The sequence below is a fragment of the Devosia sp. J2-20 genome, assembly GCF_055808475.1.
Genome location: NZ_CM147870.1, coordinates 1,526,024 through 1,549,699 on the forward strand (window position 1 = coordinate 1,526,024; position 23,676 = coordinate 1,549,699).

Annotated in this window: 19 protein-coding genes; 13 read left to right on the forward strand and 6 right to left on the reverse strand. The window is 61.4% G+C overall.

The window, feature by feature from the left end; translation table 11 throughout:
* Positions 1–22: 22 nt before the first annotated feature.
* The 3 genes from AC0L37_RS07490 (at position 23) to prfB (ending at position 4,169) form a co-directional block, all read left to right on the forward strand.
* The gene (locus tag AC0L37_RS07490) at positions 23–2,494 is read left to right on the forward strand and encodes a penicillin-binding protein 1A (protein WP_282221560.1); all 2,472 of its coding nucleotides are present in this window, start codon (positions 23–25) and stop codon (positions 2,492–2,494) included.
* On the forward strand, positions 2,495–2,989 hold the full coding sequence (locus AC0L37_RS07495) for a peptide deformylase (RefSeq protein WP_282221559.1): 495 nt from the start codon (positions 2,495–2,497) through the stop codon (positions 2,987–2,989). It abuts the gene before it with no gap.
* 57 nt (positions 2,990–3,046) lie between these two features.
* A protein-coding gene (prfB, locus tag AC0L37_RS07500; RefSeq protein ID WP_212657771.1) for a peptide chain release factor 2 occupies positions 3,047–4,169 on the forward strand; the annotation gives its coding sequence in 2 pieces (ribosomal slippage) (positions 3,047–3,115 and positions 3,117–4,169; 1,122 coding nt in all).
* Between the two features lie 3 nt (positions 4,170–4,172).
* Here the strand turns inward: prfB and AC0L37_RS07505 are convergent.
* Positions 4,173–5,333: a M23 family metallopeptidase gene (locus AC0L37_RS07505; RefSeq protein WP_282221558.1), complete on the reverse strand. Its 1,161-nt coding sequence runs from the start codon at positions 5,331–5,333 to the stop codon at positions 4,173–4,175.
* A 63-nt stretch (positions 5,334–5,396) separates the two neighbouring features.
* Positions 5,397–5,885 (reverse strand): peroxiredoxin, encoded by a 489-nt coding sequence (locus tag AC0L37_RS07510; RefSeq protein ID WP_282221557.1) that lies wholly within the window; start codon positions 5,883–5,885, stop codon positions 5,397–5,399.
* A 141-nt stretch (positions 5,886–6,026) separates the two neighbouring features.
* Here AC0L37_RS07510 and AC0L37_RS07515 point away from each other — a divergent pair, with 141 nt between their 5' ends.
* The gene (locus AC0L37_RS07515; RefSeq protein WP_282221556.1) at positions 6,027–9,512 is read left to right on the forward strand and encodes an AsmA-like C-terminal domain-containing protein; all 3,486 of its coding nucleotides are present in this window, start codon (positions 6,027–6,029) and stop codon (positions 9,510–9,512) included.
* A 53-nt stretch (positions 9,513–9,565) separates the two neighbouring features.
* Here AC0L37_RS07515 and tyrS read toward each other — a convergent pair whose 3' ends face one another.
* A complete protein-coding gene (gene tyrS, locus AC0L37_RS07520; RefSeq protein ID WP_282221555.1) occupies positions 9,566–10,810 on the reverse strand; it encodes a tyrosine--tRNA ligase in 1,245 nt (414 codons plus the stop codon).
* Between the two features lie 90 nt (positions 10,811–10,900).
* A complete protein-coding gene (locus tag AC0L37_RS07525) occupies positions 10,901–11,563 on the reverse strand; it encodes an alpha/beta hydrolase (protein ID WP_282221554.1) in 663 nt (220 codons plus the stop codon).
* Between the two features lie 288 nt (positions 11,564–11,851).
* On the opposite strand from AC0L37_RS07525, the gene AC0L37_RS07530 reads away from it, so the two are divergent.
* The 9 genes from AC0L37_RS07530 (at position 11,852) to aroA (ending at position 20,519) form a co-directional block, all read left to right on the forward strand.
* Positions 11,852–12,982 (forward strand): cysteine desulfurase family protein, encoded by a 1,131-nt coding sequence (locus AC0L37_RS07530; RefSeq protein ID WP_282221553.1) that lies wholly within the window; start codon positions 11,852–11,854, stop codon positions 12,980–12,982.
* 66 nt (positions 12,983–13,048) lie between these two features.
* On the forward strand, positions 13,049–14,551 hold the full coding sequence (sufB, locus tag AC0L37_RS07535) for a Fe-S cluster assembly protein SufB (RefSeq protein WP_269368610.1): 1,503 nt from the start codon (positions 13,049–13,051) through the stop codon (positions 14,549–14,551).
* Positions 14,548–15,021, forward strand: a complete 474-nt coding sequence (locus AC0L37_RS07540; protein WP_269368609.1) for a cupin domain-containing protein — start codon at positions 14,548–14,550, stop codon at positions 15,019–15,021. Before sufB ends, AC0L37_RS07540 begins: the two co-directional genes overlap by 4 nt.
* A gap of 91 nt (positions 15,022–15,112) precedes the next feature.
* Positions 15,113–15,862, forward strand: a complete 750-nt coding sequence (gene sufC / locus AC0L37_RS07545) for a Fe-S cluster assembly ATPase SufC (protein WP_282223005.1) — start codon at positions 15,113–15,115, stop codon at positions 15,860–15,862.
* A gap of 14 nt (positions 15,863–15,876) precedes the next feature.
* Positions 15,877–17,073 (forward strand): Fe-S cluster assembly protein SufD, encoded by a 1,197-nt coding sequence (gene sufD, locus AC0L37_RS07550; protein WP_269368608.1) that lies wholly within the window; start codon positions 15,877–15,879, stop codon positions 17,071–17,073.
* The gene (locus tag AC0L37_RS07555; protein ID WP_282221552.1) at positions 17,073–18,293 is read left to right on the forward strand and encodes a cysteine desulfurase; all 1,221 of its coding nucleotides are present in this window, start codon (positions 17,073–17,075) and stop codon (positions 18,291–18,293) included. Before sufD ends, AC0L37_RS07555 begins: the two co-directional genes overlap by 1 nt.
* 16 nt (positions 18,294–18,309) lie before the next feature.
* Positions 18,310–18,735, forward strand: coding sequence for an SUF system Fe-S cluster assembly protein (locus AC0L37_RS07560; protein WP_249327595.1), 426 nt, complete (start codon positions 18,310–18,312; stop codon positions 18,733–18,735).
* A gap of 54 nt (positions 18,736–18,789) precedes the next feature.
* Complete coding sequence (locus AC0L37_RS07565) at positions 18,790–19,170, forward strand: HesB/IscA family protein (RefSeq protein ID WP_212657782.1); 381 nt, start codon at positions 18,790–18,792, stop codon at positions 19,168–19,170.
* A gap of 71 nt (positions 19,171–19,241) precedes the next feature.
* On the forward strand, positions 19,242–20,519 hold the full coding sequence (gene aroA, locus AC0L37_RS07570) for a 3-phosphoshikimate 1-carboxyvinyltransferase (RefSeq protein WP_282221551.1): 1,278 nt from the start codon (positions 19,242–19,244) through the stop codon (positions 20,517–20,519).
* A 1-nt stretch (position 20,520) separates the two neighbouring features.
* On the opposite strand, the gene AC0L37_RS07575 is transcribed toward aroA, so the two are convergent.
* Positions 20,521–21,591: a GGDEF domain-containing protein gene (locus AC0L37_RS07575; protein WP_269368604.1), complete on the reverse strand. Its 1,071-nt coding sequence runs from the start codon at positions 21,589–21,591 to the stop codon at positions 20,521–20,523.
* 151 nt (positions 21,592–21,742) lie between these two features.
* The gene (locus AC0L37_RS07580) at positions 21,743–23,320 is read right to left on the reverse strand and encodes a DEAD/DEAH box helicase (protein WP_282221550.1); all 1,578 of its coding nucleotides are present in this window, start codon (positions 23,318–23,320) and stop codon (positions 21,743–21,745) included.
* Between the last annotated feature and the right edge of the window lie 356 nt (positions 23,321–23,676).

Here is a 23,676-nt window from a genome sequence, read left to right on the forward strand (position 1 = left end):
GCGCTGCGGAGAGATTGACTATATGCTGCGCTTGATCGGCTGGCTGTTCGGCTTTGGAATGTTTCTGGCCTTGGTCGCGGTTGCCGGGGGCGTCATCTATCTGACGTCGGTATCCTCGCAACTGCCCGACTATACCGTGCTCAAGGATTATCAGCCGCCGGTGACGACGCGCGTGCACGCGGCCGATGGCACGCTGCTGGCCGAATTTGCCCGCGAACGGCGGCTGTTCCAGCCCATCGAGACGGTACCGCCGCTTGTTATCGAGGCGTTCCTGTCGGCAGAGGACAAGGACTTCTACAGCCATGGCGGCATCGCCATTGATGGCATTTTCCGCGCGCTGCGTGACAATGCGCTGGCGCGGCTGGATGGTAATAATGCCATTCAGGGCGGCGGTTCATCGATCACCCAGCAGGTAGCCAAGAATTTCCTGCTGACCGCGGACCAGACCTGGGATCGCAAACTGCAGGAAGCGCTGCTGGCGATCCGGATCGAATCGACCTTTTCCAAGGACCGGATCCTTGAGCTCTATCTCAACGAGATCTTTCTGGGCCTGAACTCCTATGGAGTGGCGGCGGCGGCGCTGAACTATTTCGACAAGGCGCTGTATCAGCTGACGCTGAGCGAGGCCGCCTATATCGCGGCGCTGCCCAAGGGGCCGAACAATTACCATCCATTCCGACGCCCGCAGGCGGCCATTGAGCGCCGCAACTGGGTCATCGATCGCATGGTCGAGAATGGCTATGTCAGCGCCAAGGACGGCGCCGCGTCCAAGGACGAGCCGCTCAATGTCATTCCGCGTTCGGGCGGCAGCCAGCTCTATTCGGCCGAGTATTTCACCGAGGAAGTCCGGCGCGAGCTGGCCAAGCTGTATGGCGAGGACCAGCTGTATGGCGGCGGGCTGTCGGTGCGCACGACGCTGGAGCCCAAACTGCAGGGCTATGCACGCCAGGCGCTGATGGACGGGCTGATTGCCTATGACCATGGCAAGGGGTTCCGCGAGCCGGTGGCCAGCATCGAGCTGGGCTCGGACTGGGGCATCGACGTCAACAAGGTGTCGCCGCTGAGCGATGTGCCCGAGTGGCAACTCGCCGTGGTGCTCGAGCTGGGCCAGAACGAGGCGCGCATCGGGCTGCGCCCCGATGGTGCCGCGGGCGGCGGGGTGTCGGACGAACGGCTTGAGGGCACGCTGTCTGGCCCGGAAATCAAGTGGGTTTCCAAGCCGGTACAGGACATTCTCAAGGTGGGGGATGTGGTCTATGTCTCGCCTGTGGCGGGCAAGACCGGGATCTATACGCTTGAACAGGTGCCCGAGATCGAGGGCGCGCTGGTGGCGATGGATCCACGCACCGGACGCGTTCTGGCCATGGTGGGCGGATTTTCCTATTCGCTGAGCGAATTCAACCGGGCGACCCAGGCGCTGCGGCAGCCCGGTTCCTCGTTCAAACCGATTGTCTATGCAGCGGCGCTGGACAATGGCTATACGCCGGCCTCGGTGGTGCTCGATGCGCCGGTTGAAATCCGCAATAGCGATGGCTCGATCTGGCGCCCGGAAAACTACGCGCAGGAGTTTTACGGTCCGCAGACGCTGCGGCGCGGCATTGAACGCAGCCGGAACGTGATGACAGTGCGGCTGGCGCGCGATATCGGCATGCCGCTGGTGGCCGAATATGCCCGCCTGTTCGGCGTCTATGACACCATGCAGCCGGTGCTGGCGATGGCGCTGGGCGCGGGTGAAACCACCGATATGCGGATGACAGCGGCCTATGCGACCATTGCCAATGGCGGGCGCAAGATTGTGCCGACGCTGATCGACCGCGTGCAGGATCGCTATGGCGTGACGGTCTACAAGCATGACCAGCGCCTGTGCCAGGGCTGCAAGGCGGATGGCTGGCAAGGGCAGGGTGAACCGCTGATCGTGGACAATCGCGAGCAGGTGCTCGACCCGATGACGGCCTATCAGATCACCTCGATGATGGAAGGCGTGGTGCAGCGCGGCACCGGTACCGCCGCCAAGGTGCTCAACCGTCCCGTGGCCGGCAAGACCGGCACAACCAATGATTACAAGGATGCCTGGTTTGTCGGGTTTACGCCCGAACTGGCGGTGGGCGTCTATGTCGGTTACGACCAGCCGCGGTCGATGGGGCGCTCGGTGACAGGTGGCTCGTTCGCGGTGCCGATCTTCACCGAATTTGTCGGCAAGGCGCTTGAGGGCAAGCCGGCCACGCAGTTCAAGGTGCCAGCGGGCATGAGCACGGCCTGGATCAATCCCAATTCGGGCGTGAAGGCATTTGATGGCGAAGCGGCCATTGAGGAAGCGTTCAAACCCGGAACCGGCCCCAATCTGATGACCTCGGTGATCGGGCTGGACGTCAATACGTTCGATGCCATCCAGCGCCAGCAGCAGATGCAGCAGCAATATGGCGGCGGGATTACCCAGCCGAGCGGCAATGGGCAGTATCTCGATCCCAATCTTGGACGTGGCGGGCTGTTCTAGATGGCGGACTTTACCGTCTATCCCGATCCGGTCCTGACCCAGGCGGCGGCTGCGCGCGCAGTTGACGATGGGATGCGGGCGGCGGGTGTAGCCTTGCAGGCGGCGGCTGCCAGCGTTGAAGCCTATGGGCTGGCGGCAGTCCATATCGGACTGCTGGAGCCCGTGGTGGTGGTCAGCGTGGCCGGGCAAGGCGCGGCGCGTGATTATCGCGTGATGTTCAATCCGCGGATTGTCGCACTGGCGGATGAGAAGGCCTTCGGCCCCGAGGGCTCGGTCTCAATGCCGGGCATTGAAGTGCCGATCGAGCGGGCCGAGTGGGCCGAGATCGCCTTTGACAGTGCCGAAGGCCATGGCGATACGATGCGGCTTGAGGGCTTTGCTGCGCGGGTCGCCCAACATGAGATCGATCAGGTGAACGGGGTGTTTTTCCTCAACCGGCTGTCGCGGCTCAAGCGCGATACGGCGATCCGGAAATTCCACAAGAGCCAGCGCTAGGTTGATCGCGGCGGGCGGGTCGGCTACACGGGGCGCCGCTAATACAGGATAGATTCAATGCGCACGGAAATCGAAAAGACCGTCGCCGAAATCGAGCAGGTTCTGACCCTGCTGAGGAGGCATCTTTGACTGGGATACTGCAGAAATACGCCTCGACGCGCTAACGGCGCAGACTGAATCCCCCGAATTCTGGAATGATCCGGAAAAGGCCCGCACGACCATGCGCGAGCGCGATGAGCTCGACGTGGCGGTCAAATCCGTGCGCGAGCTGGAAGCAGGGATTCGCGACAATTCCGAGCTGATCGAACTGGGCGAGCTGGAAGGCGATGCCGAGGTGGTCAAGGAAGCCGAAGACGCCCTGCTTGAGCTCAAGCAGCTGGCGCGACGCCGGCAGATCGAAACGCTGCTGTCGGGCGAGGTGGACAGCAATGATTGCTATGTGGAAATCCACTCCGGTGCCGGCGGTACCGAGAGCCAGGACTGGGCCAACATGCTTTTGCGCATGTACACCCGCTGGGCGGAACGGCGGAAGATGAAGGTCGACGTCATCGAAATGCACGATGGCGAAGAAGCTGGCATCAAGTCCGCCACCATTCTGGTCAAGGGCCACAACGCCTATGGCTGGATGAAGACCGAGAGCGGCGTGCATCGTCTGGTGCGCATCAGCCCCTATGACTCGGCTGCGCGGCGCCACACCAGCTTCTCGAGCGTCTGGGTCTATCCAGTGGTCGATGATTCCATCGATATCGAGATCCGCGAAGCCGATCTCAAGGTCGATACCTATCGCGCCTCGGGCGCTGGTGGTCAGCACGTCAATACGACGGACTCGGCGATCCGCATCACCCATATTCCGTCAGGCATTATCGTGGCCTGTCAGCAGGAGCGTAGCCAGCACAAGAACCGTGCGACGGCCATGGCCATGCTGAAATCGCGGCTATATGAAGCCGAACTGCAGAAGCGCGAGGAAGAGGCCAACGCCCAGGCGGCGAGCAAGACCGAGATCGGCTGGGGTCACCAGATCCGCAGCTATGTCCTGCAACCCTACCAGATGGTCAAGGATCTGCGTACGAGCGTGGAAAGCGGCCAGCCTTCGCTGGTGCTGGATGGGGATCTGGATGGCTTCATGGAAGCCGCACTTGCCCAGCGTGTGGGCGTGGCGACTGATGTGGAGAGCGAGTAGGCGTTAGCTCAACAGGGCTGACAGTCGGTTACCAGCATCAAGGAAGGCCTTGGGGTTGATGGCGCTGTCGCCCTTGCGCACTTCAAAATGCAGATGCGGGCCGGTTGACCGGCCCGTTGAGCCGACCTTGGCAATGGGGGTGCCGGTGCTGACGCGCTGGCCCTCCTTGCTGAGATAACCCGACAGATGCGCGTAGCGGGTTACGAGGCCGCCATCGTGGGTGACCTCGACCACCTTGCCATAGCCCGAGCGGGTGCCCACGAAAGTGACGACACCCCGTCCCGCGCTATAGACGGGTGTACCTGACGCTGCAGCGAAGTCGAGACCGGAGTGGAAGGCGCGGTTGCCGGTAAAGGGGTCGGTGCGGTTACCAAAGGTCGAGCTGCGGCGATAATTGCCGGAAATGGGCATGTGGACGGGCGCACCCTCGATGCTGTCGCGCGCCGCCTTGTAACGCAGCAACGCTTCCATCACGGCATTGGCGTCATCGACCATTGGCGAGCTTTCGCTGCTGTCGACGGCGTCGAGCAGGGGGCCACCCATGCCGGCTTCACCTGCCGGCAGATCAACGCGAATGCCCAGATCGCTCAATTCGGCGACAATGCTGTCGGTGCGGGCCACGGCCGTCTCGGCGATGGAGGTCATGGCAAACTGGGTTTCGTCCATCATCTGGTTGACGGCTGCGGCGGTCGCGTCGATGTCGGGGTTGCCGCCAATAGCCGGGTTGGCCAGAAAGGCGAGCGGCATGTCGGACTGGGCTGGCTGGGAGAGCGTTGCCGCTTCAATGCCAAGTTCGCCAGCCTTGTCGACCAGAATACGGACCAGTTGGTGCTGTTCGAGCAGAACTTCCTGCTGCTGAGCCAGTTCCTGGAGCTGCAGGTTGACGTCGCCGGCCTGGGCATAGCTGCGCGAGTGCAGGCGGTCGATTTCGACGCGGAGCTGGGCGATGCGGTCTTCATAGGCCTGGACGACCTGTTCGCTCTGGCCATTGAGCAGGCGGGAGATGTCGGGCGAGAGCAGAAACGCGGTGCCGAGCAGTCCATTGCCGCCCAGCAGCAGTGCGAACATGGTGTAGAACAGGGCGGGATGGACGCCGTGACGGGCTGGTCTGGTCGATTTGTCGCGACCTTTGTCGGTCCGCCCGAAACTGGCTTGATTACGCACTCTACATCCCCGTCGCACCACACTTATGGTAAGCAGAGTATGGCGCGCCGTGGTTAATAAAGCCTATTTGGCGCCTTGTTCGGACAGGTGTTTTGCCAGGGTATCGAGCACTTTTTGAGCGTGGCCACGTATGCGGGTGGCCTTGATTACCGCGGCAATGGTGCCATCGGCAGCGATGATGAAACTAGTGCGGATCAACCCCATGAACTCACGGCCATAGAGTTTCTTGAGCTGCCACAGACCGTAGGCCTGGATGGCAACACGATTGGGATCGGCGGCGAGCGGCACCTTCAGATCGTGTCTGGCGCGAAACTTCTGATGGCTTTGACTGGTGTCGGGAGAGATGCCGACAAGAGTGGCGCCGAGGGCGGTAAACTCGTCAGCGAGATCGGAGAATTCGCGGTTCTCGTCATTGCAGCCGGGCGTGCCATCCTGCGGGTAGAAGAACAATACGACGGGGCTGCCTGTGTGGGCGGCGAGATGAAAGTCACGGCCGTTGTCGAGGGGCAGGGAAAAGTCTGGCGCTTTGTCCCCTGTTGCGAGTTGGCTCATGACGCGTCCTATCAGTGAATGCTCGAAAAATGTGGGTGTCGGTGCCCTAAAACAGCCGGTATCATTGGGCATTAGAGCGCATAACGCGCCTGATTCCTTTGGGCGCCAGAAGATATCGGCAGAGCCTGGTTCTGGAAGCAAGTGAGCGCGTCAATCTTACCACCAGACACCCCCGACATTAAGGCGGCGCCAGCCAAGCGCCACCCTGTGCGCCATACAGCCAAAATCGCGGTCTGGGTTCTGGGTATTCCGGCGCTTCTGTCGCTGCTGCTCTATCTGGTGCTGCTGATCACGCCGATCCGCCTGCCATTCGGCAGTGAGGCGGCGCAGGCCGCCGCCAGTTCGGCGCTGCCGCCGACCAGTCAATTGACGCTGGGCCCCATGGCGCTGGCGCTGGAAAACGGTGTATGGCCGGTCATCCAGTTCTCGCCGGTATTGTTCACCGACAGCAAGACAGGTGCGCGGGTCGCCATGGATGCGCTGGAAGTCGGCTTTTCGCCGACCCGGGCCTTGTTCGGCCAGCCTGGCGCGACGGTGACCATCGTCAAACCCCACATCCAGATTGTGCAGGATCTGTTCGGGCCCCGGCTGACGAGCTTTCAACTGGTGGAAGACCCCGGCGGCGGCCCTCCCATTATCCGGGTTCAGGAAGGCGATGATGCCTTTCCCACGGTTGATATCGGATCAGAGGGCATTGATCTGGGCGCGGCTGCAGCGCCCATTTCCATGCGCTCGGACAATGACTGGCTGATCTACAATCTCGAAGCCAGCGAAGTGGGTATTGCCGATCTGGTGGATCAAGCGGCGCAGGGGCGGTTCTCGCGGCTGCGCGTGCGTGACGGCATCGTGGGCATGCATGATTCCGTCTATGGGCTGTTCCGCCGCTTTGAGGACATCAACCTGGAGATAGGCCCATCTGCCGATTTGCAGGATACGCACGGCACGTTCTCGGCGACACTGGGTGGACGGCGGCTGTCGGGCAGCGTGTCGCGCACGCTCGACGATGCAGGCAATGCCCGGTTCGAGGCCGATGTAGCCAATATCGATTTCGCGGCGTTTCTGCCCTTTATCGACGATGCCGGCAGCATGGCGGCGCTGCGTGGCGCCGGGGCCTTGTCGATTGACGTCAATTTCGATGGCGCGCGCGGCAAGCTGGTCGATGGGCGGTTCAAGGTCGACCTGACCGGGCTCGATCTGCGGCTCAAGGATGCCTATTTTCCGATCGCCAGTTCGATCATGGATATCAACTGGACGCCGGGTTCGGGGCAGTTCTCCCTAGAGGATGCGGCGCTTCAGATTGGCAATAGTTCGGCTCGGGTGTCGGGCGTTTTTGCCATGGGGCTGGACCCGACCTATGGGCCGACGCTGGGTATTGCGCTGAACGCGAGTAAGGTCATCATCCACCCCGAAGATATGGAAGCGCCGCGAACGCCGTTTGACAGCGTGGAGTTCTCGGGCTGGTCGGCACCGCTTTACGGGGCGCTGGGCATTGATCGGTTGATCGCGCGCAAGGGCGCGGCTCTGGTGGAGGCCGCGGGCCGTATGGACATGCTGCAGGCCGGGCTGGGGATCGACATGACGATCGCCGGGCAGGGCGTCAGCGCGGACGACATGAAACGCCTGTGGCCCTACGTGATGGCGTCGGAAAGCCGCGACTGGTTTGTGGCCAATGTAACCGAAGGCGCAGTCAAGACGGCGCGCATGGCATTCAGGTTTCCTGTCGGCTCGATGGGGGAAGAGGGCGAGAACAAGCCGATCCCCGATGGCGCGATCCAGATCGATCTGGTGGGCGAGGGGGTGGCGGTCAAACCAACCGCGGCGATGGCACCGATTGCGGTGGGCGGCGAGACGCGGCTGCAGATCGATGATGCCGATGTCACCATTTCGGCGGGTGGTGGGCGACTGGCGACAGAAGCCGGCACGATCGTGGTCGCCAATCCGGCGGTGATTATCGACAATTCGCAGCTCGACGACCGGATCGTCGAGGTTTCCGGCGATATCACCAGCGCCATTCCGGCCTTGCTCGATCTGGTGGAAAGCCAGCAGCCCGATCTGCTCGCCAATGCCGAATTGCCGTTTGATCTCAAAGCACTGACCGGGGTGGTAGATGCGGGGTTGGTGGCCACGATCCATCTGCCGGACGAGGCATCGGGCCGGCAGATGAGCTTTGACTATGTGCTCAACGGCACAGTGGCCGATTTCACCAGCACCCAGCCCATCGAAAATCGCAGCATTGGCAATGGCCAGCTGACCTTCAGCGCGTCGCAGGACGGCTATCAGCTGGGTGGAACGGCGGAGATCGACGGCATCCCGGCCCGCGTGGAAATTGGTGGTACGCCGACCACTGATCCGATGTTCCGGCTGTCTTCGACCCTGGATGTGGCCGAACTGGCCAAGATGGGGGTGGATGCCTCGAAATTCCTCTCGGGCAAGGTGCGCTTTGTGGCGCAGCCGGCGGCTGACGGAACACTGCAAATGGCGGTCGACCTCAAGGATGCCGCGCTCAATATCAAGGATCTGGGGATCACCAAGGCAGCCGGTACGGCCGGTTCGCTCAGTGCGATTGTGCGCCAGGACGGTGAGCGCACTGCGCTGAGCGGGATAGACCTGTCGTTTGGCAGTGTGCGGGCACTGGGCGAGATGGAAGTCGATGTCAGCAAGGGGCTAGTGTCGGCCGATTTCAGCCAGATTGCGCTGAGCCAGGGCGATAGTGCGCGGCTGACGGTCGCGCCGCTTGATGGCGGCTATGCGGTGCGCATTGGCGGCACCCAGCTTGATCTCAAGCCGATGCTAAAGCGGTTCTTCGGGCTCAATGAAGGGGCGGGCGGGGTGCAGGCCACCCAGCTGGACCAGACAATTGTGCTCGATGTCGAGCTGGAGCGGGCGCTGGGTTTCTATGCGACCACGGCGTTCAATCTTGATCTCTCATTGCGGTTGCGCGGCAGTGATGTGCGCGAGGCCAGCCTGACCGGGCAGTTCAATGACGGCAATGGGCTGTCGGTGACCAGCAATCCGGCACCGAAGGGGCGGACGATTTCGGTGGCCTTCAATGATGCCGGCACAATCCTGCGCTTTCTGGGGGTCTATTCCCAGCTTGCGGGTGGTTCGGGCAATCTGGTGCTGACCACCGATCGCGATCAGGATGTCGAGATGGGGCAGTTGCTGATGCGCGACTTTGCCATTGTCGATGAGGCCAATGTTGCGCAGGTGCTGGGCAATCACTCGGATTCGCGGGCGGCAATTGCGCGGCAGAACCGGCTCGATTTTGATGTGGCCGAGGTTGATTTTCTGAGGCGCTCAGACCGGGTAGAGGTGAGCAATGCCATGGTGACCGGCAGCACGGTGGGCGGCACGATGCGCGGGTTCATCTATACCAAACAGAAGCAATATGATCTGACGGGCACCTATGTGCCGCTGTTCGGGCTCAACAGCGTGTTCCAAAAGATTCCGCTGCTCGGCCCGATCCTGGGCGGGCGCGATGGCGAGGGCCTGGTGGGCGTGACCTTTGCGGTGCAGGGGCCGCTGGACAAACCCGAGTTCAAGATCAATCCGTTATCGGCGCTGGTGCCGGGGGCGTTCCGCGAGCTGTTCGAATTCAGGGCCAAGGAATTGCCGCAGGCAGAATAGAAAAAGGCGCCGATTGCGCGGCGCCCTTTGTCTGGTTCGCTGTAAGGTCTCGATCAGACCGGCTTGAGCAGCGCGTGGCGCTTCTTGCCCACCGAAAGCTTGATGACGCCTTCTTCGAGCAGGGCATTGTCGCCAATGGCCAGCTTGTCGTCGTCGATCACCGCGTCATTGACGCGAACGGCGCCCGATTTGACGTGGCGGCGCGCTTCGCCATTGGAAGCCGCCAGACCAACCGTGACCAGGGCGGCCAGAATGCCGACGCCGCCCGCCAGTTCGGCATGGGTGACGGTGGCGGTGGGCAGCGACAGATCAATCGAGCCCGCCTCAAAGGTGGCACGGGCGGTTTCGGCAGCCTCTTCGGCGGCAGCGCGGCCGCGGATCATGGCGGTGACTTCGGTGGCGAGGCGCTTTTTGGCTTCGTTGATGTCCCCGGCAATGACGCGGGCGATCTCATCGAGCGGCAGGGTGGTGTAGAGCTTGAGGAAGCGCTCGACGTCAGCGTCCTCGGTATTGCGCCAGTACTGCCAGAAATCATAGGCCGAGAGCAGGTCTTCATTGAGCCAGATGGCCCCGTTGAGCGACTTGCCCATCTTGGCGCCCGAGGCGGTGGTCAGCAGCGGGCTGGTCAGGGCATAGAGCTGGGGGGTGCCCAGACGATGACCCAGATCGATGCCGTTGACGATATTGCCCCACTGGTCCGAGCCGCCCATCTGCAGCCGCACGCCATAGCGGCGGTTGAGCTCGACGAAGTCGTAGGCCTGCAGGATCATGTAGTTGAATTCGAGGAAGCTGAGCGACTGCTCGCGATCAAGCCGCTGCTTGACCGAGTCAAAGCTGAGCATGCGGTTGATCGAGAAGTGCTGGCCGACATCGCGCAGGAATTCGAGATAGTTGAGCGGCATGAGCCACTCGGCATTGTTGAGCATCAGTGCGTCTTTGGCGGCATCGCCAAAGGTCAGGTAGTTGGAGAACACCTGCTTGATGCCATTGATGTTGGCATCAATGGTGTCGGTGGTCATCAGCTTGCGCGCTTCGTCCTTGAAGGAGGGGTCGCCCACCATGCCGGTGCCGCCGCCCATCAGGGCTACGGCGCGGTGGCCGGTCTTTTCGAGCCAGTGCAGCATCATGATCTGGATCAGGCTGCCGACATGGAGCGAGGAGGCGGTGGGATCAAAACCGATATAGGCGGTGACGGTCTCGGTGCAGAACAGCTCGTCCAGCCCCGTATCGTCGGAGGTCTGGTGGATGAAGCCGCGCTCGGAGAGCGTGCGGAGAAATTCAGATTTGAACTGGGTCATTTGGTGCGATCCGGATAACGCTTTTGGAATGGGGAGACCCGCCTGGCGGCATCTCCCCGGGTTCGGATGATCGCAATAATGCGCTAGAGACTAGCGCCCGCCGCCGTCGGCGATCTCCTGACGGCGACGGTCGAGATATTCGGCGCAGGCGGTGGTCAGTTCGTCCACCTTGCCCTCGAAGAAGTGGTTGGCACCTTCAACGATCTGCTGCTCGATGGTGATGCCCTTCTGGGTCTTGAGCTTGTCGACCAGCTTCTGCACCGAGCTTGGCGGCGCGACGCGGTCCTTGTCACCATGGATGATCAGGCCCGAAGACGGGCAGGGCGCCAGGAACGAGAAGTCATAAAGGTTTTCCGGTGGGGCAATCGAGATGAAGCCCTCAACCTCGGGACGGCGCATCAGCAGCTGCATGCCGATCCAGGCACCAAAGGAGAATCCGGCGATCCAGCAGCCGCGCGATTCGCGGTTGATGGTCTGCAGCCAATCGAGTGCGGATGCGGCGTCAGAGAGTTCACCGACACCGTGATCGAACATGCCCTGGCTGCGGCCGACGCCGCGCGAATTGAAGCGGAGTACCGCAAAGCCGCGTTCAACGAACATGTAGAACAGGTTGTAGATGATCTGGTTATTCATCGTGCCACCAAACTGGGGGTGGGGATGAAGCAGGATGGCAATCGGAGCATTGGGCTCCTTGCCTGGCTGGTAACGGCCTTCCAGACGACCCTCGGGTCCGTTGAAAATCACTTCTGGCATGGTGTCACTTCTTCCGGCCGTTGTGGCTCTGTTCGTGTGCATTCTGCGGTGTTTTGGCGGGGGGCTGCGGCTTGACTAAGCCTGCCCGGCTCCCTAAAACATGGGTCGCAAAATCTAGTTTAGAATTATTCGAAACTCGGGTTTTAGGCCACGTGCGGCCTGCAAGAGCGCCCCTTGTAATGAAGTTGGGCGTCAAATTTCAAGAAGTGTTTGCAAGCAGGGGCGCCAAGGCGTCTCGGCACAGGCATGGATGGTATGAGCGGCGCGCATGCGCCAAACGGGAATCCGATGACCAGACCGGCGATCTATCTTGATCATAACGCCGCGTCCCCGCTTCTGCCTGAAGCGCGGTCGGCGCTGATGGCTGCGCTCGATCTGGTCGGCAATCCATCATCGGCGCATGGCCATGGCCGTGCCCTGCGCAATGTTATCGACACCGCCCGGGGGCAAGTGGCTGCGCTGGCAGGTGCCGAGCGCAAGCAGGTGGTGTTCACCGGTTCGGCGACCGAAGCGATCACCCAGGCTATTGTCGGTGGCGCCAAGGCGTTTGCTGCCAGTGCCATTGTCATCAGTGCCGGTGAGCATGCGGCGGTAGGCAAGGCGGCCGAAGCGACCGGATTGCCGGTGATCACCATTGGCCTGCTGGGCGATGGCTGCATTGATCTCGATCAACTGGCGCAGGTAATTGCGGACGCCGAGGGCAATCTGCTGGTGGCGCTGCACTGGGTGAACAATGAGACCGGCGTGATCCAGCCCATGGGGCGGATCAATGGGCTGGTCGGACCAACCCGGCATACGCTGTTTGTTGATGCGGTTCAGGCCTTTGGCAAGCTGGACCTCGAATTTGCCGCTTCGGCACCCGATATGATGGCGGTGAGTGGCCACAAGATTGGCGCTGCGGCCGGTATCGGTGCGCTGCTGGTCAAGGCTCATGCCGACACTGTCCGGTTGATTCCGGGCGGCGGGCAGGAGCAGGGCCGACGCGGTGGCACTGAAGCGGTGGCGCTGATTGCGGCCTTTGGTGCGGCAGCGGCTGCCATCGCCGGACGTTACGAGGCGGCCGATGTTGCGGCACTGACGGCACGGCTCGAAGCAGCCCTGCCTGCTGAAGCGGTGGTGTTTGGCGGCGATCGGTTGGGCAATGTGACAAATTTCGCGGTGCCGCGCGTAAAGAACAGTACAGCGATGATGGGACTGGACCTGCTGGGTCTGTCGGTATCGTCGGGCTCTGCCTGCTCGTCGGGAAAGGTTGGTCCCAGCCATGTGCTGGCTGCCATGGGGGTCAATGAAGACCTGGCTGAGTGCGCATTGCGTGTCAGCCTGGGTTGGAATTCCACTGCGGCGGACGTTGATGCGTTCGTTGCCGGTTACAAATCAGTGCTTGAGCGCCAGAGGGCGCGGCAAGGGCAGGCGGCCTAGGCTGCATCAGTTTTAGACGGTTCGCGGCGACCTTGAATCGCCGAGGAGCAATTAGGAGAAGCCGACATGGCGGACTACGACCATATTCCGACGCTCAAAGAGAACATTGATCGCGCCACCGTGGATTCGGTGCTGTCGCTTGACGTGGACAAGTACAAATACGGTTTCGAGACCGATATCGAATCCGACATGGCCCCGAAGGGTCTGAGCGAAGATACGGTCCGGTTCATCTCGGCCAAGAAGAATGAACCCGAGTGGATGCTGGAATGGCGTCTGGAAGCCTATAAGCGCTTCCTGACCCTGGAAGAGCCGACCTGGGCCAAGGTGCATTACCCCAAGATCGATCTTCAGGACATGTACTACTACGCTGCGCCCAAATCGACGCCAGCGCCCACCAGTCTGGATGAAGTCGATCCGGCGCTGCTCGAGATGTATGACAAGCTGGGCATTCCGCTCAAGGAGCGCGAGATCCTGGCCGGCGTCGAGCGTCCCAATGTGGCCGTCGACGCGGTGATGGATTCGGTGTCCGTCGTGACCACGTTCCGTGAGGAACTGGCCAAGGTGGGCATCATCTTCTGCTCGATCTCGGAAGCCATTCGTGAATATCCCGAGATGATCAAGAAGTACCTCGCCTCTGTGGTGCCGGTTTCGGACAATTACTATGCGACGCTGAACAGCGCCGTGTTTACCGATGGCTCGTTCGTCTACATCCCCAAGGGCGTCCGCTGCCCGATGGAGCTGAGCACCTATTTCCGGATCAACGAAAAAAAGACCGGGCAGTTCGAGCGCACGCTGATCATCGCCGAAGAAGGTAGCTATGTGAGCTATCTCGAAGGCTGCACCGCACCAATGCGCGCCGAGAGCCAGCTGCATGCCGCTGTGGTGGAGCTGGTGGCGATGGATGATGCCGAGATCAAGTACTCGACCGTTCAGAACTGGTATCCCGGCGACAAGGACGGCAAGGGCGGCATCTACAATTTCGTTACCAAGCGTGGCGATTGCCGCGGCGCCAATTCCAAGATCTCCTGGACCCAGGTGGAAACCGGTTCGGCCGTGACCTGGAAGTATCCAAGCTGCATTCTGCGCGGCGACGGTTCGCGCGGCGAGTTCTACTCGATCGCCATTTCGAACGGCTATCAGCAGGTCGATAGCGGCACCAAGATGATCCATCTGGGCAAGAACACGTCCAGCCGCATCATCTCCAAGGGCATTGCCGCCGGCTTTTCGGACAATACCTATCGCGGTCAGGTCTCGGCTCATGCCAAGGCCAAGAATGCGCGCAACTTCACGCAGTGCGACAGCTTGCTGATCGGCGACAAGTGCGGCGCCCATACCGTGCCCTATATCGAGAGCCGCAATGGCACCGCGGTGTTCGAGCACGAAGCGACAACGTCCAAGATTTCGGACGACCAGATGTTTTATTGCCAGCAGCGTGGCCTGAACGAAGAAGAAGCGGTGGCGTTGATCGTGAACGGCTTCGTGCGCGACGTGCTGCAGCATCTGCCCATGGAATTCATGGTCGAGACGCAGAAGCTGATCGCCATCAGCCTCGAAGGCAGTGTTGGATGAGCCAGAACAATATGCAGACCGTGGTCAGCCTGGCTGATCTGGCGCTCAAGCGGCGCGACATGGCTGCGGGTATTGGTTCGAATTCAGCCAATATCTCCAAGGCCATGGGACTGACCCAGCTTGGTGCGAGCTATTTCGAAGTCGCGCCGGGCGAAGCCGCCTTTCCGCTGCATGCCCATTATCAGGAAGATGAGATCATCATCATTTTGTCGGGCACAGGCACCTATCGCTTCGGCGAGCACAGCCATGCGGTCAAGGCGGGTGATGCCCTGTCGGCCCCCGCTGGTCGGGCGGAGCTGGCGCATCAACTGACCAATACGGGCAGCGAGAGCCTGAAATACATCTGTGTTTCGACCCTGCCTGAAATCAATGTGGTGGAGCTGCCCGAGCTGGGTGTGGTGCGCATTCATAGCCGCGCACCCAATGGCCCGGGGTCGGTAGAGCTGAAAACGCCCGCCAGCAACACGTAATTCGGGCTTCGGCCCAGACGCAATTGGGGGCATTGCCCCGCACAAACGGACGGCAGCAGTGCCGGAAAGAGCAGACAAGATGACCACTCCAATCCTTGAAATCCGCAATTTGCATGCGCGTATCGAAGATCGTGAAATCCTTAAGGGCGTGAACCTGATCATTCCGCCCGGCGAAGTGCACGCCGTGATGGGCCGCAATGGTTCGGGTAAGTCGACGCTGAGCTATGTGCTGGCCGGCAAGGAAGACTATGAGATCACCGAGGGCGAAGTGCTGCTCGACGGCGAGAACCTGCTGGACATGGACCCGGCCGAGCGCGCTGCGGCCGGCCTGTTCCTGGCCTTCCAGTACCCGATCGAAATTCCCGGCGTGGCAACCATGACCTTCCTCAAGGCCGCCATGAACGCCCAGCGCAAGGCACGCGGCGAAGCCGAGATGAGCACCCCCGATTTCATGCGCACGGTGAAGACTGCCGGCACCGATCTGCAGATCGACACCGCCATGCTCAAGCGTCCGCTCAATGTTGGCTTTTCGGGCGGCGAGAAGAAGCGCGCCGAAGTGCTGCAGATGGCGCTGCTCGAGCCCAAGATGTGCATTCTCGACGAGACAGATTCGGGCCTCGATATCGATGCGCTGCAGGTCGTTTCCAAGGGCGTGAACGCGCTGCGGACTGCGGGTCGCTCGATGCTGGTGATCACGCACTATCAGCGCCTGCTTAACCACATCGTGCCTGACGTGGTGCATGTGTTCAGCGATGGCAAGATTGTCGAAAGCGGCGACAAGGATCTGGCACTCAAGCTCGAAGCCAAGGGCTATGCCGACTTCGACGGCGCGGCGGCCTGATCATGAGACAGACCATGCCCGTCCGGCTCGGTGCAGCCGAAGATACATTGATCGCCCAGCTCAACAGCGTGGGTGCGACCGCAGAAGCCGAACGGATGACCGTTGCGGGCCTGCCGACGCGCCGGGTCGAGAGCTATCACTATACCGACCTCAAGACGCTGCTTAAAGCCGTGCCCCCGCTGGCACAGGCCGCCAACGAAGCCAGCGCCCCGGCGCTGCGTGTTCCCGGCGCCTACCGGTTGATGATTGCCAATGGCGTGGTGCAGTCCGCGACCACGGCGCCCGCTGGCGTGATCGTCGGCAAGGCCGAGGGTGGCGTGCTGAGCACGCGCGACGACGTGCTGGTGCATCTCAATGGGGCGCTGGCCAAGGAAAGCCTGACGCTGACGCTGGAGAACAGTGTTGATCCGGTGATCCAGATTGATCGCCGTGCCGAAGGCGAAGCAGCCCATGTGGCGGATTCGCTGAAGATCTTTGTGGCAGACAATGCCTCGGCGGTAATCCTGGAGACCTTCTCGGGCTCCGATGCCGCCCATGTGGGTAATCACGCGACCTATCTGGCAGTTGGCAAAAATGCGGTGGTGACCCATATCACCGTTGATCTGTCGGCCAAGGCGACCACGCACTTCGCGACCAATGAGTATCAGCTGGCCGAAGGCGCCAAGCTGCGCACGCTGACGATCCATGCCGGTGCGGCGCTGTCGCGCTCGCAGGTGTTCGCCCGCTTTGCCGGCGAAGGTGCCCATGCCGACTTTACCGGGCTCAACCTGGTCGAAGACGGTCAGCACAATGACATCACGATCGATATCCGGCACGGCGTGGCCAACACGACCAGCCAGGAAATGTACAAGCAGATCGCCCGTGGGCGGTCCAAGGCGGTGTTCCAGGGCAAGATCGTTGTCGACCGCGACGCCCAGAAGGTCGACGCCAAGATGATGATGCAGGGGCTTATGCTCTCGGACGAAGCCGAGATCCTGAGCAAGCCTGAGCTGGAAATCTATGCCGATGACGTGGTGTGCGGTCATGGCTCGACCTGTGGCGAGCTGGACGAAGACTCCATGTTCTACCTGATGAGCCGCGGCATTCCCAAGGCTGAAGCCGAGACCATGCTGGTGCGCGGCTTCATCGAGGAAGTGCTCGACCCGATCGAAGATGAAGAGCTCAACGAAGCCCTGACAGGCATTGTTGATGGCTGGTTGCTGGGGGCCTGATGGCTTTCGATCTCGATACAGTCCGGGCGGACTTTCCGATCCTGTCGGAAGTCATCCACGGCAAGCGTCTGGTCTATCTGGACAGCGGTGCATCGGCGCAGAAGCCAGTGCAAGTGCTTGATCGGATGGATTATGCGTTCCGCCACGAATACGCCAACGTCCACCGGGGCCTGCATACGTTGGCCAACCGGGCCACTGAGGCCTATGAGGGCGGTCGCGAGGCCACAAGGGCGTTTCTGAATGCGGGCCGGGTCGAGGAAATCATCTTCACCCGTTCGGCGACCGAGGCGATCAATCTGGTGGCGTCGTCCTTTGCCGGGCCGCGCATCAGCGCGGGTGACGAAATCGTGCTCTCGATCATGGAGCACCACTCCAATATCGTGCCGTGGCACTTTCACCGCGAACGCAAGGGTGCGGTGATCAAATGGGTCGATGTACGCGATGATGGCAGTTTTGATCTGGAGGCCTTCGAGGCCTCACTGAGTGACCGGACGCGTATCGTTGCGGTTACCCATATGTCCAATGTTCTGGGCACGGTGACGCCGATCAAGCAGGTTATCGAGATCGCCCATGCGCGCGGCATTCCGGTGCTGATCGATGGCAGCCAGGGCGCCGTGCACACCAAGGTCGATGTGCAGGATCTGGATGCTGATTTCTACATCATGACCGGGCACAAGCTGTACGGCCCCACCGGGATCGGTGTGCTGTATGGCAAGTATGACCTGCTGGCCGAAATGCAGCCCTATCAGGGTGGCGGCGAGATGATCGATACGGTCAGCCTGGACGAGGTGAGCTATAACGAGCCGCCGCATCGCTTCGAGGCTGGTACCCCGCCGATCGTGCAGGGCATCGGGCTGGGTGCAGCGCTGAAATACATCACCGATCTGGGGCAGGACGCGATTGCGGTCCACGAGGCCGAGGTGGCTGCCTATGCCGCCGAGCGGCTGAGCCGGATCAATTCGCTGCGCATGATTGGCACCGCGCCGGGCAAGGGCGGGATTTTCTCGTTTGAGATCAAGGGGGCGCATGCCCACGACGTCTCGACGATCCTGGATCGCTATGGCATCGCCGTGCGGGCCGGGACGCATTGCGCCCAGCCGCTGCTCAAACGTTTTGGTGTCACCTCTACCTGCCGTGCCTCGTTCGCCCTATATAACGGCAAGGACGATGTGGACGCTCTGGTGGACGGCATTGAACGCGCCATGACCTTTTTCGCGTAACAGCGAGGACTTTTGAATGACCGACGACGCCAAGACTGACGAGACGAGCATCGACGAATCCCAGATCGCGCCAGCACCGGCACTGCCTGTGGCGGGCGTTCAGCCGACCATTGGCGGCGATCTGCCCGAATCCGAGGTGGAGCGCATCACCTCCGATCTGATCGGGGCGCTCAAGACCGTCTATGATCCGGAAATTCCGGTCGATATCTATGAGCTGGGCCTGATCTACAAGGTTGATCTGGATGACGACCGCAATCTGGTGATCGACATGACGCTGACCGCGCCGGGCTGTCCGGTAGCTGGCGAAATGCCGGGCTGGGTGGAAAATGCCGCGCGCAGCGTCGAGGGCATTCAGGACGTCACCGTCAATATGGTGTTTGATCCCCCCTGGGATGCCACCCGCATGAGCGAAGAAGCTCAAGTTGCGTTGAACTGGTGGTAATTTCGGCCGGTCAGACCTATATATCGTGAAACGCCGATAGAAAGATTTCCGCCTATGGCCTTCAAGATCATGTCGCTGAGTGATGCCGCTGCAGAGCGAATCCGCGAAATCATCGAAGATTCCGACAAGCCCGTGATCGGCGTGCGTGTCGGCGTCAAGAATGCCGGCTGCGCGGGCATGGCCTATACGCTTGACTATGTGAGCGAGCCGGTGGCCGGTGACGACCATGTCAGCGACAAGGGCGTTGAGGTCTATGTCGAGCCCAAGGCGACGATGTTCCTGCTTGGCACGATGATGGATTTCGAAGAATCCAAGATGAGCGCCGGTTTCACTTTCCGCAATCCCAACCAGACCGGGGAATGCGGTTGTGGCGAGAGCGTGCAGCTCAAGCCCGCTGACCTCAAGGCCATCGCCGAGGCGCGCGCCACCGCCTAGCGCTGGTTGCACGGCGGGGCGGTATGGCCTAACAGGTCTGAGCATTTTGGCTCCAGCCCCTGAGACCATTCATGACTGCTCTGCCCGCGGCTCTCGCGATTACGCCGCCATCCCATCCGCTTGTGGGCCGCGTGTCCCCGCCAGGCTCGAAATCCATCACCAACCGGGCCTTGCTGCTCGCGGCGCTGGCCAATGGCACCAGCCATCTCACCGGCGCGCTCAAGAGCAAGGACACCGTGCTGATGGCGGCGGCGCTGCGCCAGATGGGTGTCAGCGTCGAAGAGCCCGACGCCACCAGTTTCGTGGTCACCAGTTCGGGCCGGCTGCAAGCGCCCGAGGGACCACTTTTCCTGGGCAATGCGGGCACGGCAACGCGGTTTCTGACCGCTGCGGTGGCCACGGTGAACGGCACGGTCATTGTTAATGGTGACGAAGAGATGCAGGTGCGTCCGATTGGGCCACTGGTCGACGCGCTGGTGTCACTGGGCATTGAGGCGAGCTGTCCGACAGGCTGCCCGCCGGTGACCATTGTGGGCAAGGGCAGCTTTGGCCAGGGCCGGGTCGAAATCGATGGCGGGCTTTCCAGCCAATATGTTTCAGCACTGCTGATGGCGGCGCCGCTGGGCGATGGTCCAGTCGAGATCGCCCTGACGGGCAGCGATATCGGCGCGCGCGGCTATGTCGATCTGACGCTGGCTGCCATGCGCAGCTTTGGCGCGGTGGTCGAACAGGTCGATGCGGGCACTTGGCGGGTTGAACCCACCGGTTACACGGCCACCGACCTGCTGATTGAGCCCGACGCGTCGGCGGCAACCTATCTATGGGGCGCAGCGGCGCTCACTGGCGGCGATATTGACCTCGGGGTTGAGGCGGACGCCTTCACTCAGCCCGATGCTGCTGCACAGGCTGTTATAGCACTGTTTCCCAATATGCCGGCCGTGATCGACGGCTCGCAAATGCAGGATGCGGTGCCGACCCTGGCGGTGCTGGCAGCGTTCAACAATTATCCCGTGCGGTTTGTCGGTATCGCCAATCTGCGTGTCAAGGAAACTGACCGGGTGCATGCGGTGGCGACGGAGCTGTCGCGCATTCTGCCGGGGCTGGGGATCGAGGAGGGCGATGATCTGCTGGTCGCGTCCGATCCCGACCTCGCCAGCAAGCTGGCGGACCGCAACAGCCGGGTGAAAATCGAGACCTATCATGATCACCGGATTGCCATGAGCTTCGCCCTGGCGGGGCTGCGTGTGCCCGGGATCGTCATCCTGGACCCCGCATGCACGGGCAAGACCTATCCGGCCTATTGGGACATGCTGGCGGGTCTTGGTGTGCAACTGACGGCGGCAGACTAGATCAGGCCGCCGAGGCCTTGCCTTTGCCGGTCGCGGGAATGGCGTTGACCAGTTCCTGTTCGTTGATCACCCGGTTGCGGCCTGCATGCTTGGCGGCGTACAGGCAGCGATCGGCGCGTTCGATCAGCGAGGCGGCCGTGTCTGAGCGCCGGAACGTGGCGACACCGAACGAGGCGGTGATGCGACCAAGCTTCTCATTGGTGGAGCGCTTGAGCAGTTCCTTGGCCTGAATGGCCCGGCGGATGTTCTCGGCTGTGGTGATGGCGCCTTCGATATCGGTGAACGGCAATACGGCAACGAACTCCTCGCCACCGTAGCGCGCGGCAAGATCCTTGCCCCTGATATTGGACTTCAACGTCATGGCGACGAGGCGCAGCACCTGGTCGCCGGTCTGGTGACCATAGGTGTCGTTAAAGTTCTTGAAGTGATCGATATCAACCAGCATCAGGCTCAAAGGCTCTTTGCTGCTGCTGGCTTCGGCGATCGCAGTATCGAGGCCTTCGTCAAAGCTCTTGCGATTGGCTATCTTGGTGAGCGGGTCGAGCATGGACTCGCGGCGCACATCGTCCAGATCGCGCTGCAGGGCGGCGATATCGTCGCGCGAATCCTGCAGTTTCTGTTCCAGAGACCGGTTGGTTTCCTGCATCATGCGGGTTTCAGCCAGCAGTTTGGCGGAAAGCGCCTTGATTGCTGCAGCGGAAATCTCGCGTTCCAGGTCGCCACCGGCGGACTGCAACGAGCCAGAATAGGCATTGGCCGTGGTCATGGCGCTGTCGATGGCGTCGTGCACGGCCTCGATGCGGTCGTGCATGCGCTTGGAGACAGCAGTCATGCGGTCGTTGACGTTGGATTTGAGGAATTCGTTGTAGAGCGCCTCGGCAAGTCCCTCGGTCGGGGACCCGCCATTGCGAAACATTTCGTTGATGCGGCTGTTCAACGTCGGGTTTACACCCGTGGCATAGGTATACAGCAGTTCATAAAACTGAGGGTAGGGCGGAATGCCGCTACGCTTCAGCAGTTCAAATGCTGAGTTGGCGTAACCAAGTGCCCGTTTGAATTCCTGATCCGACAACTCTTCCCTCTTGCGCCGTGGTGCCGCAACCGGTAGCGCCAAAGCAAGCGCCCCCCGAGTCATTGTCGATAACTACCTCAATGCCCCTAATAAACACAACAGCACTGGGTCAATAAAACCCAATAACTGCGCAGTCTTGCGTATAGATAGACTAGGGGTCGATGCGCGCAGAGCGAAGCAGGAAGGCTGGAATAGGACCGTCATTGCCAAAAGGCGAACTGCTGTCGGTCACGGTTTCAGTCTCGCGCTTTTCAGCAGGACGCCGATTGCGACCCCGTGTGGGGCGGGACTCGGCGGCTTCCTCTGCCTTGGCTTCCTGTGCCGGAGCCGGTTCGGAAGCTGCCTCGACGGCCTTGGGCTCGGCAGCTTCGGCGGGCGGCCGGGTGCGCGAACCACCGCGGCGCGAACGCGCTGGACGGGTTTCGGAGGTATCGGTTTCGCTGGCTTCCGGTGCAGCTGCCGGCGTGGTGGCTGCGGCTTCAGATGCGGCCGCTTCGGCCTGTGCGCGGGTACGTGGGCCGCCCCGGCGTGTACGGGCCGGACGGGCAGGGCGATCCTCGGTTGCATCGGCGGATGCAGCGGGCGCTGCCGGGCGCTTGCCGGCATCATCGAGATACTCGATGGGTTTTTCGATCAGCTTGAGGATGGCGTCCAGGTGCTTGCTGTCGGCAGGACCAACCAGCGTATAGGCAACACCCGAGCGACCGGCACGACCGGTACGACCGATGCGGTGCACATAGTCTTCGGCGTGCACGGGCACGTCGAAATTGAAGACGTGGCTCACGGCCGGAATATCGAGACCGCGGGCCGCAACGTCGCTGGCCACCAGAAGGGTCAAACGATCGTTCTTGAACGCATCAAGCGTTTCGGTGCGGCTCTTCTGGTCCATATCGCCGTGCAGGGCGCCAGCGCTGAAACCATGGCGCTCCAGCGAGCGGGCCAGGGTGGCCACATCGCGCTTGCGATTGCAGAAGATGATGGCATTGGTCAGACCGTCGGCAGCCTTGATGCGATCGCGCAAAGCGGCGCGCTTTTCATCGGGCTTGGAGCCAACACGGATCAGTTTCTGATCAATGGTGTCAGCGGTCGAGCTCTGGCGCGAGGCCTGAATCTGAACCGGGTCCTTGAGGAATTTCTTGGTCAGCCGCTCGATCTCTTTGGACATGGTGGCCGAGAACAGCATGGTCTGACGGCGTGGCGGCAGGCGGCCACAGATCTTTTCGATGTCGTCGATAAAGCCCATGTCGAGCATGCGGTCGGCTTCGTCGATCACCAGGATCTCGACGCCGTTGAGCATGATCTTGCCCCGCTCGATCTGGTCAAGCAGGCGCCCGGGCGTTGCGATCAGCACGTCCACGCCACGATCGAGCTTCTTGTTCTGCTCTTCGAAGGAAACGCCGCCAATGATCAGGGCCATCGAGATGCGATGGTTCTTGCCGTATTTCTCAAAGTTCTCGGCAACCTGCGCAGCGAGTTCGCGCGTCGGCTCCAGAATAAGCGTACGGGGCATGCGGGCACGGGCACGGCCGTTTTCGAGCAGCGTCAGCATGGGCAGAACGAACGAAGCCGTCTTGCCGGTGCCGGTCTGAGCGATGCCGATAATGTCCTTTTTCTGAAGGACATGGGGAATAGCCTGAGCCTGGATTTCGGTCGGCTTGGTGTAGCCCGCCGCGGTGACCGCATCGGTTACTTTGGTTGATAGGCCGAGCTCGGAAAAATCGTCAGTCAAATTGGGTAATCCACGTGTGAGGCGAAGCCCGGGGCCAAGTCCAGTCCGAGACATTCGAACGGTGCGCCGGGATGGTCAGTTGTGGCGCGAAACCGCGGCTGCAAAAAGCATCCACAACTGGGATGGCCACCGAACGGGATGCACCTAGTGCAGGTACGACGGAGTGGCCCTGAGGCACTGTAGCAAAGGCGGGCACAGTCAATGTGACAGGCCGTCAAGCAGAATGCCCCAGCGGCGCGGACCATAGCGCAAAGGCCTTATCTGTCAACGGTCTTGCGCCGTTTAGCCTTAATAGGCGTTCCTTGCAGGTCAGTTGTTCTGGCGCCTGTCGCGAACCATGAGTGGGTCGCAACACT

Coding starts and splice junctions, on each gene's coding strand:
- AC0L37_RS07490 (WP_282221560.1), top strand. CDS start 23: ATGCTGCGCTTGATCGGCTGGCTGTTCGGCTTTGGAATGTTTCTGGCC.
- AC0L37_RS07495 (WP_282221559.1), top strand. CDS start 2,495: ATGGCGGACTTTACCGTCTATCCCGATCCGGTCCTGACCCAGGCGGCG.
- AC0L37_RS07510 (WP_282221557.1), bottom strand. CDS start 5,885: ATGAGCCAACTCGCAACAGGGGACAAAGCGCCAGACTTTTCCCTGCCC.
- tyrS (WP_282221555.1), bottom strand. CDS start 10,810: ATGACCCAGTTCAAATCTGAATTTCTCCGCACGCTCTCCGAGCGCGGC.
- AC0L37_RS07525 (WP_282221554.1), bottom strand. CDS start 11,563: ATGCCAGAAGTGATTTTCAACGGACCCGAGGGTCGTCTGGAAGGCCGT.
- AC0L37_RS07530 (WP_282221553.1), top strand. CDS start 11,852: ATGACCAGACCGGCGATCTATCTTGATCATAACGCCGCGTCCCCGCTT.
- sufB (WP_269368610.1), top strand. CDS start 13,049: ATGGCGGACTACGACCATATTCCGACGCTCAAAGAGAACATTGATCGC.
- AC0L37_RS07540 (WP_269368609.1), top strand. CDS start 14,548: ATGAGCCAGAACAATATGCAGACCGTGGTCAGCCTGGCTGATCTGGCG.
- sufD (WP_269368608.1), top strand. CDS start 15,877: ATGCCCGTCCGGCTCGGTGCAGCCGAAGATACATTGATCGCCCAGCTC.
- AC0L37_RS07555 (WP_282221552.1), top strand. CDS start 17,073: ATGGCTTTCGATCTCGATACAGTCCGGGCGGACTTTCCGATCCTGTCG.
- AC0L37_RS07560 (WP_249327595.1), top strand. CDS start 18,310: ATGACCGACGACGCCAAGACTGACGAGACGAGCATCGACGAATCCCAG.
- AC0L37_RS07565 (WP_212657782.1), top strand. CDS start 18,790: ATGGCCTTCAAGATCATGTCGCTGAGTGATGCCGCTGCAGAGCGAATC.
- aroA (WP_282221551.1), top strand. CDS start 19,242: ATGACTGCTCTGCCCGCGGCTCTCGCGATTACGCCGCCATCCCATCCG.